The sequence below is a fragment of the Burkholderia sp. AU15512 genome (assembly GCF_002223325.1).
GTDB lineage: Bacteria > Pseudomonadota > Gammaproteobacteria > Burkholderiales > Burkholderiaceae > Burkholderia.
The window spans coordinates 262,524-275,041 of sequence record NZ_NKEX01000001.1 but is presented as its reverse complement, the minus strand read 5'-3'; the positions used below and the strand labels follow the sequence as shown (position 1 = coordinate 275,041).

Annotated in this window: 12 protein-coding genes; 7 read left to right on the top strand and 5 right to left on the bottom strand. The window is 69.9% G+C overall.

Annotated features, from left to right (window positions below; genetic code table 11):
- Window positions 1–66: 66 nt before the first annotated feature.
- Window positions 67–1,362, top strand: coding sequence for an MFS transporter (locus CFB43_RS01305; RefSeq protein WP_089493920.1), 1,296 nt, complete (start codon window positions 67–69; stop codon window positions 1,360–1,362).
- 87 nt (window positions 1,363–1,449) lie between these two features.
- Here the strand turns inward: CFB43_RS01305 and CFB43_RS01300 are convergent, their stop codons facing one another.
- Both CFB43_RS01300 and CFB43_RS01295 read right to left on the bottom strand, forming a co-directional pair.
- A complete protein-coding gene (locus CFB43_RS01300; protein WP_089493919.1) occupies window positions 1,450–2,091 on the bottom strand; it encodes a LysE family translocator in 642 nt (213 codons plus the stop codon).
- A 76-nt stretch (window positions 2,092–2,167) separates the two neighbouring features.
- Complete coding sequence (locus tag CFB43_RS01295; protein WP_226208068.1) at window positions 2,168–3,124, bottom strand: NAD(P)-dependent oxidoreductase; 957 nt, start codon at window positions 3,122–3,124, stop codon at window positions 2,168–2,170.
- A gap of 9 nt (window positions 3,125–3,133) precedes the next feature.
- On the opposite strand from CFB43_RS01295, the gene CFB43_RS01290 reads away from it, so the two are divergent.
- Window positions 3,134–3,898, top strand: a complete 765-nt coding sequence (locus CFB43_RS01290; protein WP_089493918.1) for a Mut7-C RNAse domain-containing protein — start codon at window positions 3,134–3,136, stop codon at window positions 3,896–3,898.
- Between the two features lie 82 nt (window positions 3,899–3,980).
- Here the strand turns inward: CFB43_RS01290 and CFB43_RS01285 are convergent, their stop codons facing one another.
- Window positions 3,981–4,214 (bottom strand): hypothetical protein, encoded by a 234-nt coding sequence (locus tag CFB43_RS01285; protein WP_089424267.1) that lies wholly within the window; start codon window positions 4,212–4,214, stop codon window positions 3,981–3,983.
- 359 nt (window positions 4,215–4,573) lie between these two features.
- On the opposite strand from CFB43_RS01285, the gene CFB43_RS01280 reads away from it, so the two are divergent.
- The 4 genes from CFB43_RS01280 to CFB43_RS01265 are packed head-to-tail and all read left to right on the top strand — an operon-like array spanning window position 4,574 to window position 8,836.
- A complete protein-coding gene (locus tag CFB43_RS01280) occupies window positions 4,574–5,779 on the top strand; it encodes an efflux RND transporter periplasmic adaptor subunit (protein WP_089493917.1) in 1,206 nt (401 codons plus the stop codon).
- 7 nt (window positions 5,780–5,786) lie between these two features.
- Window positions 5,787–6,485 carry an ABC transporter ATP-binding protein gene (locus tag CFB43_RS01275; protein WP_089471978.1) on the top strand — a complete coding sequence of 233 codons (699 nt, stop codon included), beginning with the start codon at window positions 5,787–5,789 and terminating at the stop codon, window positions 6,483–6,485.
- A 21-nt stretch (window positions 6,486–6,506) separates the two neighbouring features.
- Entirely contained in the window at window positions 6,507–7,661 is a 1,155-nt protein-coding gene (locus CFB43_RS01270) for an ABC transporter permease (protein ID WP_089493916.1), read from the top strand.
- A gap of 8 nt (window positions 7,662–7,669) precedes the next feature.
- Complete coding sequence (locus tag CFB43_RS01265) at window positions 7,670–8,836, top strand: ABC transporter permease (protein WP_089493915.1); 1,167 nt, start codon at window positions 7,670–7,672, stop codon at window positions 8,834–8,836.
- A gap of 19 nt (window positions 8,837–8,855) precedes the next feature.
- On the opposite strand, the gene CFB43_RS01260 is transcribed toward CFB43_RS01265, so the two are convergent.
- A complete protein-coding gene (locus CFB43_RS01260; RefSeq protein WP_089493914.1) occupies window positions 8,856–10,187 on the bottom strand; it encodes a carotenoid oxygenase family protein in 1,332 nt (443 codons plus the stop codon).
- A gap of 17 nt (window positions 10,188–10,204) precedes the next feature.
- Window positions 10,205–10,831 carry a DUF2239 family protein gene (locus CFB43_RS01255; protein ID WP_089493944.1) on the bottom strand — a complete coding sequence of 209 codons (627 nt, stop codon included), beginning with the start codon at window positions 10,829–10,831 and terminating at the stop codon, window positions 10,205–10,207.
- Between the two features lie 310 nt (window positions 10,832–11,141).
- Here CFB43_RS01255 and CFB43_RS01250 point away from each other — a divergent pair, with 310 nt between their 5' ends.
- Window positions 11,142–12,482, top strand: coding sequence for an MFS transporter (locus CFB43_RS01250; protein WP_089493913.1), 1,341 nt, complete (start codon window positions 11,142–11,144; stop codon window positions 12,480–12,482).
- Window positions 12,483–12,518 lie beyond the last annotated feature (36 nt).

Here is a 12,518-nt window from a genome sequence, read left to right as displayed (position 1 = left end):
TCAATTGTCGCATAAACATCGGACACCTACGATGGGGACTCCTTCGACCCATTCGCCAGGCTTCCGATGAACTGCCCTGCCAATCCTTGCCACGCCGCCGCGCGCCCGCCCGTCAGCGCGCCGGCCGGCACGCCGCCCGCGCTGAGCGCCGGCATGACGCTGTTCTTCGCCGCGACGGTCGGCGTGATCGTGATGGACCTGTTCGCCGCGCAGCCGCTGACGGGCCCGATCAGCGCCGACCTGCACCTGCCACCCGGCTTGTCCGGCCTCGTCGCGATGCTGCCGCAGCTCGGCTACGCGGCCGGGCTCGTGCTGCTCGTCCCGCTCGTCGACCTGCTCGAGAACCGCCGCCTGATCGTCACGACGCTGGCCGCGTGCGCGGCCGCGCTCGCGCTGCCGGCGTTCACGCGGTCGGGCACCGTATTCCTGCTGGCGACGCTCGTGGCCGGCGCCGCGTCGAGCGTGATCCAGATGCTCGTGCCGATGGCCGCGTCGATGGCGCCCGAGGCGCAGCGCGGTCGCGCGGTCGGCAACGTGATGAGCGGGCTGATGCTCGGCATCCTGCTGTCGCGGCCGCTCGCAAGCCTGATCGCGGGCTCGGCCGGCTGGCGCGGGTTCTACGTGCTGGCCGCGCTCGCGAATGCCGCGATCGCCATCGTGCTCGCGCTGCGCCTGCCGTCGCGCACGCCGTCGATCTCGGCCGGCTACCGCGCGCTGCTTGCGTCGATGGGGCGCCTGCTGGCCGACGAGCCGGTACTGCGCCGGCATGCGCTGTCGGCCGCGCTCGCGATGGCCGCGTTCAGCGCATTCTGGACCGCGGTCGGGCTGCGGCTCGCGCAGCCGCCGTTCGGCCTCGACCTGCACGGCATTGCGCTGTTCGCATTCGCCGGCGCGAGCGGCGCGATCGTCACGCCGCTCGCGGGCCGTGCCGGCGACCACGGCCATGGCCCGGCCGCGCAGCGGATCGCGCACGGCACGATGCTCGTGGCGCTCGTCGTGCTCGGGATCGCGGGTGCCGGCTGGTTCGGCTTCGACGCACACCTGCATCGCGGCCTCGCGCTCGCACTGCTGGCCGGCGGCGCGGCGCTGCTCGATGCGGGTGTCATCGTCGACCAGACGATCGGCCGCCGCGAGATCAACCTGCTGAACCCGGCCGCGCGCGGCCGCCTGAACGGTCTGTTCGTCGGGCTGTTCTTCATCGGCGGCGCGCTCGGCGCGGTGCTCGCTGGCACCGCGTGGGCCTGGGGCGGGTGGAGCGCGGTGTGCGGCGTGGGGTTTGCGTTCGCCGGCGCGGCCGCCGTCTTCGGGCTCACGGCCGGACGCGGGGCCGGCGCGGCCGCATGGACGCGCCCGCGTGCTTAAGCAAGCGCGTGACGGAGGCCCGAAAAGCAGAACGCCCCGCCCTCTTGAGAGGGACGGGGCGTTCGGTACGCCGGTGTCAGTGCGAAATCAGTGACGAACCAGCGCCATCATCGCGCCGAAGCCGACGAACAGCCCGCCCGTCAGCCGGTTGAAGATCTTCGCCACGCTCTGGCTCTTCAGCGTCGCGCCGATGCGCGTGCCGAACGACGCGTAGACGAGATACCAGCTCACCTCGATCACCGCGAACGTGACGACGAGAATGCCGAACTGCGGCAGGGTCGGCTCGGCCGCGTTGATGAACTGCGGCAGCAGCGCAGCCGCGAACAGGATCGCCTTCGGGTTGCTGCCCGCGACCAGAAAGCCGTTGCGGAACAGCGTCCCGCGCGATGCCGGCGCGGCCTGGCGCGGCACGGTGTCGACGTCGGCGGCCGGCTGCTCGTCGTCGACGCGTGCGCGCCACGCCTTCACGCCGAGGTAGATCAGGTAGGCCGCGCCCGCGAAGCGCAACGTGTTGAACATCGCCGGCCACGCTTCGAGCACCGCGCCGAGGCCCGCCGCCGACACCGACAGCATCAGCACCAGCGCGCTGAGGCAGCCGGCCATCGTCCACGTCGAACGCCGCAGCCCGTGCCGCGCGCCATGCGTCATCACCAGCAGCATGTTCGGGCCCGGAATCGCCGACACGACGAACACCGTCGCCACGAAAAGCCACCACGTATGCAAGTTCATGCCCGCCTCTGCATCGATGTAAGGGAAAACGAAACGTCGATTATGCCGGTGCGCCGGACTTCTGTCGCGCGACGGCTCAGCGGCCCGCGCGGCGCAGCGCGACTTCGCCGAGCACCGCGAAATCCTGCTCGCCGCCGCCGTGCGCGAGCGCGTCGAGCAGGTTGTCGCGCACGACGCTCGCGACCGGCAGCGGCACCGACACGGCGTCGCCCGCTTCCAGCGCGAGGCGAACGTCCTTCAGCCCGAGGCGCGCCTTGAAGCGCGCGGGCTCGTAGCGCCGCTCGGCGATCATCGAGCCGTAGCCTTCGTAGACGGGGCCCGGAAACACGCTGCCGGTGATCACGTCGAGGAAGTCGCGCATTGCGACGCCGTGCGCGCCGAGCAAGGCAGAGGCTTCGCCGAGCGTCTCGATCGCCGACGCGAGCGTGAAGTTCGCGGCGATCTTCGCAACGTTCGCATGCTGCGGCAGCGACCCGAACCGCCAGGTCTTCTGGCCGATTGCGTCGAACAGCGGCTGCACGCGGTCGATCGCCTCGGCCGGGCCGCCCGCCATGATCGTCAGGCGCGCGGCGGCCGCGACGTCGGGCCGCCCCATCACCGGCGCGGCGACGTAATGGATGCCGCGCGACGCATGCGCGTGCGCGAGCGATTCGGCCAGCGCGACCGACACCGTCGCCATGTTCACGTGGATCAGGCCGCGCGGCGCCTGGGCGAGCAGCGCGTCGTCGAAGATCGCGCGCGCCGCGGCGTCGTCGGCCAGCATCGAGAACACCGCGTCGCCGCGAAACGCGTCGGCCGGCGTGTCGACGATCTGCGCGCCGACGGCCGCGAGCGGCTCGGCGCGCTCGCGCGACCGGTTCCAGACCCGCACCGTGTGCCCGGCCTTCAGCAGGTTCGTCGCAATTGCCTGCCCCATTTCACCCAGCCCGATAAATCCGAGATCCATTTCCCGCTCCTTCGCTCCGTGAAGCGGGGAGTTAAACACAGATGCGTGGCGGCTGCAGGGCACACGGCCGGCCGAGCGCGGTGCCATACTGCCCGCATGGTGACCGCGACCTTCCGCTTCCACGACGAACTGAACGCCTTTCTCCCGCGCGCCCAGCGCGACCGCGCGTTCGGGCACGCATGCGCGCGCGACGCGACGGTGAAGCACGCGATCGAGGCGCTCGGCGTCCCGCACACCGAAATCGGCCGGCTGTGCGTGAACGATGCGCCGGCCGCGCTCGACCGGCCGCTCGACGACGGCGACCGGGTCGAAGCCTTTCCGGAGCGCGCACGGACGGCTGCCGTGAACGGGGCCGCCGCGCCGCCACCAGCGCAATGGCGCTTCGTCGCCGACGCGCATCTCGGCGGCCTCGCGCAACTGCTGCGCCTCGCGGGCTTCGACACCTGCTATGACAACCACTACCGCGACGACGCGCTGGCGGCGCTCGCCGCACGAGAGGGCCGGATCGTGCTGACCCGCGACCGCGAGCTGCTCAAGCGGCGCGCGGTCGAGCGCGGCTGCTACCTGCACGCGCTGCAGCCGGCCGACCAGTTGCGCGAACTGTTCGCGCGGCTCGATCTCGCGCCGCACATGCGGCCGTTCCGGCTGTGCCTGCGCTGCAATGCGCCGCTGCATCCGCTCGACGCGGCCGCTGCCGCGCCGCGCGTGCCGGCCGGCGTCCGGCAGCGGCACCGGCGCTTCGCCGCGTGCGACGTGTGCCGGCGCGTGTTCTGGGAAGGCTCGCACTGGCGGCGCATGCGCACGGTGGTCGACGCGATGCGCGCGCCGCCACCGCCGCCCGCCGATGAACACGAGGCCTGAAAAAAACAAAACCCCGCATGCGTGAACATGCGGGGTCTCGCGACTGGCGGCCGGCGGTGCCGGCCGCCGCGCAACGCGCTTCTTAGTTCTGCGCGCCTGCGTCGTTCGTGCCGGCGGCCGATGCGGCTTCGGCCTTCGCCTTGCCCTTGGCCGAACCGTGGCGCTTCAGCTGGTGCTTCGGCTTGCTGTGATCCTTCTTGGCCGGTGCCGGAGCGGCTGCCGACGTGTCGGCTGCCGGCGCGGACGCCTGTGCGAATGCCGAAACCGATGCGAGTGCGAATGCTGCGGCGATGATCGAAGCGAGCGTCTTCTTCATTGTTCTTCCTTTAGCGGAGAAAAAATCAAACGTACCGGTCAGTAAAGATGCGAGGCATTCGCATCGGAGCCCCAGGCCGCGAGGCCGGCTTGCGCCGTGCCGTCGGGACAAAACCTGACGCACTGGTTCCATAACGCACCGTGTTCGCGGCAAGTTGACACGTTGCTTGCGCCCCTCGGGTTTCCCCGGGGGAGCACGCGTATCCCGGGCCGGCGCCCCGTCCGGCGGCCGCCGCGGCGGCGCTGCAAACCGGCTCGCGCACCGTCGGGGCGACGCTTATACTGGCGTCCATCCGTCCCTTTCCCCGGAAACCGGATCGCGGCCGGTCGCCAGACCGCCGCCGTCTCGAGGCGCTCAAATTGCCCGATCACAACCTGGACAAACTGAAGATCGACCGGCGTCCGCCCGCACCGGCGCCACGCCGTCGCCGGTGGCTCCGCTATGCGGTGGCCGCCGCGCTCGTCATCGGCGCGCTTGCCGCCGGCCTCGCACTCACCGGCCGGCCGGCTGTCGAAACCACCGCCGTCACGTCCGCCTACCCGTACCAGAACGACACGCAGCTCAATGCGACCGGCTACGTCGTGCCGCAGCGCAAGGCCGCGGTCGCGTCGAAGGGCCAGGGGCGCGTCGAATGGCTCGGCGTGCTCGAAGGCACGCGTGTGAAGCAGGACGAGATCATCGCGCGGCTCGAAAGCAACGACGTGCGGGCATCGCTCGCGCAGGCGCGCGCGCAGGTGCAGGTGTCCCGCGCGAACCTCGGCGTCGCGCAGGCGGAACTGAAGGATGCGGAGATCGCGTTGCGCCGCACGTCGGCGCTCGCGCCGCGCGGCGCCGTGCCGGCCGCGCAGCTCGACACCGACACGGCCCGCGTGAACAAGGCGCGCGCGACGCTCAACAGCGACCAGGCCGCGATCGCGTCCGCCGAGGCCAACGCGCAGGCCGCGCAGGTCGCGGTCGACCAGACGGTGATCCGCGCGCCGTTCGACGGCATCGTGCTCGCGAAGCACGCGAACGTCGGCGACAACATCACGCCGTTCTCGTCCGCATCGGACAGCAAGGGCGCGGTCGTGACGATCGCCGACATGGACACGCTCGAGGTCGAGGCCGACGTCGCCGAATCGAACATCGCGAAGATCCGCGCCGAGCAGCCGTGCGAGATCCAGCTCGACGCGCTGCCCGACATGCGCTTCGCGGGCCGCGTGTCGCGCATCGTGCCGACCGTCGACCGTTCGAAGGCCACCGTGCTCGTGAAGGTGCGCTTCGTCGACCGCGACGACCGCGTACTGCCCGACATGAGCGCGAAGATCGCGTTCCTGTCGAAGCCCGTGTCGGCGCAGGACCGGCGGCCCGTGACGGCCGTGCAGGCCAGCGCGGTTGTCGAGCGCGACGGGCGGCCGGTCGTGTTCGTCGTGAAGGACGATGTGGTGCGCGCCGTGCCCGTGACGCGGGGCATGCGGATCGGCGAACTCGTCGCGCTCACCGGCGTGAATCCCGGCGACACGGTCGTGCTCGCGCCGGGTGCGAAGCTGAAGGACGGCGCGAAAGTGACCGTCGCGAAGAAGTAGCGCACGCGTGAACGACGCTCCGCCGCCCCTCGTCGAGATCAGCCACGTCGCGAAGTCGTACCGGCGCGGCAACCAGATCGTGCCCGTGCTGACCGACATCACGCTCGATATCCGCGAAGGCGACTTCGTCGCGCTGATGGGGCCGTCCGGCTCCGGCAAGAGCACGCTGCTGAACCTGGTGGCCGGCATCGACCGGCCCGACAGCGGCGAGCTGCGCGTGGGCGGGCTCGACATCTCGCTGCTCGCGGAGGCGCAACTGGCCGAATGGCGCGCGGCGAACGTCGGCTTCATCTTCCAGTTCTACAACCTGATGCCGGTGCTCACCGCGTTCGAGAACGTCGAGCTGCCGCTGATGCTCACCCACCTGTCGCGCCGCGAGCGGCGCGAGCGCGTCGAACTCGTGCTCGACATGGTGAACCTTGGCGACCGGACGAGCCATTACCCGTCCGAGCTGTCGGGCGGCCAGCAGCAGCGCGTCGCGATCGCGCGCGCGCTGATCACCGATCCGGTGCTGATCGTCGCCGACGAGCCGACCGGCGACCTCGACCGCACGTCGGCCACCGACGTGCTCGCGATGCTGCAGCGGATGAACGCCGAGCTCGGCAAGACGATCATCATGGTGACCCACGACGCGCACGCGGCCGGCGCCGCGCGCTCGCTCGTGCATCTGGAAAAAGGGGAGCTGATCGATGGGCACGCCGGCTGACCGGCTCCGGGAGCGCGCGCAATGTACGTGCTGAAGCTGATCGCGCGCAATGCGATGCGGCACCGGCTGCGCACGCTGCTGACCGTGCTCGGGCTCACCATCGCCGTGCTCGCGTTCGGGCTGCTGCACACCGTGGTCGACGCGTGGTACGCGGGCGCGGCCGCCGCCTCCAGCGGGCGGCTCGTCACGCGCAACGCGATCTCGCTCGTGTTTCCGCTGCCCGTGAGCGACGAGAACCGGATCCGCGGCGTCGAAGGCGTGACGGCCGTGGTCCGCTCGAACTGGTTCGGCGGCATCTATCGTGACCCGAAGAACTTCTTCGCGAGCTTCGCGGTATCGGACAACTATCTCGACCTGTACCCGGAATTCATCATCCCGGCGCAGCAGCGCGCCGACTACGATCGCGACCGCCGCGGCTGTCTTGTCGGCCGCCAGCTCGCGACGCAGTTCGGCTTCAAGATCGGCGACGTGATCCCGCTGAAGGGCACGATCTACCCGGGCACGTGGGATTTCGTCGTGCGCGGCATCCTGGACGGCCGTGACGACTCGACGATCACGCGGCAACTGGTGTTCCACTGGGAATACCTGAACGAAACGGTGCGCCAGCGCACGCCGAAGCAGGCCGATCAGGTCGGCGTGTTCGTGCTCGGCGTCGCGAATCCCGACGACGGCGCGTCGATCGCGCGCCACGTCGACGCGGTGTTCAAGAACTCGCTCGCCGAGACGCTCACCGAAACCGAGCAGGCGTTCCAGCTCGGCTTCGTCGCGATGTCGAACCAGATCATCGCGGCGATCCGCCTTGTGTCGTACGTGGTGATCCTGATCATCATGGCCGTGATGGCCAACGCGATGGCGATGAGCGCGCGCGAACGCACGGCCGAATACGCGACGCTGAAGGCGCTCGGCTTCGGCCCCGGCTTCCTCGCGCTGATCGTGTTCGGCGAATCGGTCGTGATCGCGGTGGCCGGCGGCGGGCTCGGGATCCTCGCGACGCCGCCCGCCGCGAGTCTCTTCAAGCAGGCGGCCGGCGGCATCTTCCCGGTGTTCAAGGTGTCGACCGAGACGGTCGTGCTGCAGGCCGCGTGCTCGGTCGCGGTCGGCTTCGCGGCGGCGATCGTGCCGGCGTGGCAGGCGGCGCGCGTGCGCGTCGTCGAAGGCCTCAGGGCAATCGGTTAGGCGGGCACATGGCGATCCCGCTCAACTACATCGCGCGCAACCTGTGGACCCGGCGGCTCACCACCGCGCTGACCGCCGGCGGGATGGCGCTCGTGATCTTCGTGTTTGCGACCGTGCAGATGCTCGACGCGGGGCTCACGAAGACGCTCGTGTCGACCGGCGAACCCGACAACGTGGTGGTGATCCGCAAGGGCGCCGAAACCGAGATCCAGAGCTCGATCGACCACCAGCAGGCCAATGCGCTAGAGATGCATCCGGCCGTCGCGCTCGGCCCCGACGGCCGGCCGCTCGTGTCGAAGGAAGCAGTCGTGCTGATCTCGCTGGTGAAGATCTCGACCGGCAAGCCGTCGAACGTCGTGATCCGCGGCGTGTCGCCGACGGGCCTCGCGCTGCGTCCGCACGTGAAGCTCACCGCCGGTCGCATGTTCGCGCCCGGCTCGTCGGACATCATCGTCGGCAGCGCGATCGCGAAAGGCTTCAGCGGCACGCAGCTCGGCGACAGCCTGCATTTCGCGCAGCGCGACTGGACCATCGTCGGCATCTTCGATGCGGGCGGCAGCGGCTTCGATTCGGAGATCTGGGGCGACGTCGACCAGCTGATGCAGTCGTTCCGCCGTACCAGCTATTCGTCGATGGTGCTGCGCATCCCGAGTGCCGACGGCTTCGCGCGCTTCAAGGCCGACATCGACGTCGACCCGCGCCTCACCGACGAGGCGAAACGCGAACAGACCTTCTACGGCGACCAGTCGAAGGCGCTGTCGACGTTCATCAACATCCTCGGCATCACGCTGTCGACGATCTTCTCGATCGCCGCGATGATCGGCGCGATGATCACGATGTATGCGTCGGTCGCGAACCGCGTCGCCGAGATCGGCACGCTGCGCGCGCTCGGCTTCAAGCGCACCAACGTGCTCGCCGCGTTCCTGCTGGAAGCGCTGCTGCTCGGCTTCGTCGGCGGTGTGGCGGGGCTCGCGTGCGCGTCGCTGATGCAGTTCGCGTCGTTCTCGACGACCAACTTTCAAACCTTCGCCGACCTGTCGTTCCGCTTCGTGCTGACGCCCGCGATCGTCGTGAAGACGCTGCTGTTCTCGCTCGTGATGGGGCTCGTCGGCGGGTTCCTGCCGGCGATGCGGGCCGCGCGGCTGAAGATCGTCGACGCGCTGCGCGCGCAGTGACGCGCGCCGGCGCTCACGTTCAACGTTCGCGCGGTACCCACGCACCGTGGAACCCGGCCGGCACGCGGCGCGGCAGGTGCACGGCGGCAACCGGCCCCGCATCGATCGCGCGCGCATCGAGGATCACGACGTCGCTCGTATCGGTCGCCGCGCGGTAGACCATCACCAGCAGCCAGCCGTCGTCCTCGTTCGCGCCGCCCGGGCGCGGCACGAACACCGGCTCGCTGTTCTGGTCGCCGGGCGGCACCGCGTAGTGTGTCGTCGTGCCGCTCGCGTGGTCGAAGCGCATCACGCCGCGCATTTCCACCGGGTTCGGCTGCTCCACCGCATACAGGTAGCGGTAGCGGCGCCCCGTCCGGCTTTCGTTGATGCGCGGCATCTCGATGCCGCCGTCGGCGAGCGGCCCTTCGTCGATCAGCCCGTTCGCCGTATCGATCACGTAGCGCCACAGCTCGCCGACCGGGTTGTCGGCGAAGCGGCCCGTGCCCGCGTCGAGCCGCAGGTACGACGGATAGCGCACCGCATCGAGCACGATGCACGACGCGTCGCAGTCGTATGCGTTCACGACGTGCAAGATGAAGCATGGCTCGACGTCGAACCAGCGCACCGCGCCGCCGTGGCGCGGGAGCACGCCGATGCGCGCGGGCCGGTCGTCGTGCCAGCGCAGCGGCATCCGGTGGCCCTGCTTCAGCAGCGAGAAGTCGTAGCCGACGTTCAGGTCGAGCAGCAGGCTGCGGGTTTCGGTGATCGCGAGGTCGTGCATCATCGAAGGCGCGTGCAGCGCGATCTCGAGATCGACGCGCTGCACGCCCTGCGCGTCGGCGACGCCGTAGCGCAGCCACGGTGCGCGCCAGTCCGCGCGGAACGCGATCAGCTCGCCGGTCACCGGATCGACCTTCGGATGCGCGGCCATCCCGCCGCCGAGGCCCGCGTGCCGCGCCGGCACGCCGAGCGAATCGAGCGTGGCCGTGATAGCGAACGGCGCGCCGCCCTCTGACAGCGCGAGCAATTCGCCGGCATGCTGCAGCACGTTCACGTTCGGATTGGTGTCGGGCAGTTGCGATGCTTCTTCAGGCGCATGCACGGCCGCCCAGCGCTGCGTACGCGCCCAGCGGTTCCGGTAGCCGGTCGCGCGGCCGCCTTCGAACGCGATCGCGTGCAGCATCGCGGCTTCCGGCCACCACGACAGCACGTCGTTTCCTTCGAAACGGCCGCCCGGCGGATTCGGGCCGTTGCGCAGCAACGTGCCGGCGAGTTCGTGCGGGATCGCGCCCGTCACGCGCAGGTCGACGAGATCGACCTCGTCGGCAACCGGCGCGATCGCGCCGCGATTCAGATCGAATGCGGTCATGGCGTCCGATGCTCCTGTCAGCAGTCTTCGGTGGACGGCGGCAGTTCGCCGCGTGCCAGCGCGAGCGCATGGTCGCGCACGTCGTCCGGCCAGCCGGCGATCAGCTCGGCGAGCCGCGCCAGGTCGTTCGCATACAGCGCGCGCGCGGCCTCCTCGAAACCGGGCAGGTCGCCTGCCATCGCCGACATGAAGTGGTAGGCGCGCGCCTGCGCGTCGCGTCGCCGGTCGGCTTCCGCGTGCGTGCGCCGTGCGTCCTCGACAAGCTTGCGCAACGCGACCGACGCGCCGCCGGGCTGCGTGGCCAGCCATTCCCAGTGACGCGGCAGCAGCGTGACCTCGCGCGACACGACGCCGAGCTTCGGCCGGCCGCGGCCGCGCTGTTCTCCCGCGCCGGCCGGCTCGCCGGAGCCGGCCGATGCATCGCCCGACGGCGGCGCATAGCGCGCGCGGATCTCGTCCGCCGTGCCGCGCAAGTCGAGGTCGATCGAGCGCCCCGTCGCATCGTCGAAGATCAGGATCGTGGTGGACATCGCGTCGCCGGCAGCCTGGCGGACCGCGAGCGCGACGGTCACGAGCGGGCCCGACGCGAGCCGCCGGTGGCCGTCGAACGCCGTGTAGGAAGGAAGCAGTGTGGTGGTGCTCATCGTGGTCACTCGCAGGCTGGAATCGGAATAGCGCTATTTTTATCCGGGTATAAACCAGATGTCAATATCACCCGGGTAAAAATATTCCGGCAGCCCTGGCACGGCCCTGGGCCAGCTGACCGATCGATTCAATTGCTGAATCGATCAAGTCAGCAATTGGCATGAAGGCGCAAATTTCGACATGACAGAATGGCCCGGACGCCCTGCCCACCGGCAGCGGCGTCCGGCCTCCGGCCAGCACCCACACGAATGGCGCGCACCGACGCGCCTGCCGCACGACGGCACCTTCCGCCCTTCGGAGGAGACAGTCATGAATCCGCTTCACGCGCTGCCGGCGTCCGCGTCGGCAACGGCCCGGCGCACGCGCGTGCGCTGGCTGGTGCTGGCCGTCCTGTTCGCGGTCACGACGATCAACTACGCGGATCGCGCGGCGATCGCGATCGCCGGCCCGAGCCTCGCCCGCGCGCTGCACCTGAGCCATGTGCAGATGGGCTTCATCTTCTCCGCGTTCGGCTGGTCGTACGTGGTCGCGCAACTGCCTGGCGGCTGGCTGCTCGACCGCTACGGGTCGCGCATCGTCTATGCGTTCAGCATCTTCTTCTGGTCGCTGTTCACGCTGCTGCAGGGCGGAATCGGCTTCTTCGGCGGCGCGGCCGCGTTCGCGCTGCTGTTCGGGCTGCGCTTCCTGGTCGGCGCGGCCGAGGCGCCGTCGTTCCCGGCCAACAGCCGGATCGTGTCCGCGTGGTTCCCGGCCGCCGAACGCGGTACCGCGTCGGCGATCTTCAATGCCGCGCAGTACGCGGCGACCGTCGTGTTCGCGCCGCTGATGGGCTGGCTCGTGCACGCATTCGGCTGGCAGTCGGTGTTCGCGGTGATGGGCGTGCTCGGCTTCGCGTTCGTCCTGGTGTGGAACCGCACGATGTACGACCCGAAGGACCACCCGACCATCAATCGCGCGGAACTCGACTACCTCGCCGAAGGCGGCGCGCTCGTCAACATCGACCAGGCGACGGGCGGACGCGACGGCGGCCCGTCGATGCGCCACGTGAAGGCGCTGCTGAAGAGCCGGATGCTGATCGGCGTGTACGTCGCGCAGTACTGCATCAACGCGCTCACCTATTTCTTCATCACCTGGTTTCCCGTCTACCTCGTGCAGGCGCGCGGGATGTCGATCCTCAACGCGGGGCTCGTCGCGTCGATCCCGGCCGTGTGCGGGTTCCTCGGCGGGATTCTCGGCGGCGTCGTGTCCGACGGGCTGCTCAAGCAGGGCCGCTCGCTGTCGGTCGCGCGCAAGGTGCCGATCGTGGTCGGCATGTTGCTGTCGATGTCGATGATCGTCTGCAACTACACCGATTCGCACGTGCTCGTCGTGCTGTTCATGGCGCTGTCGTTCTTCGGCAAGGGGCTCGGCGCGCTCGGCTGGGCCGTCAACGCCGATACCGCGCCGCGCCAGATCGCGGGCTTGAGCGGCGCGCTGCTCAACACGTGCGGCAACCTCTCCAGCATCACGACGCCGATCGCGATCGGCTACATCGTCGACCGCAGCGGCTCGTTCAACGGCGCGCTCGTCTATGTCGTCGCGCACGCGCTCGTCGCCGTGATCTGCTACCTGTTCGTCGTCGGCGAGATCCGCCGCGTCGAGCTTCAATGAACGGCACGGGCCGCACCGGCGCAGCCGGCGGCCCGT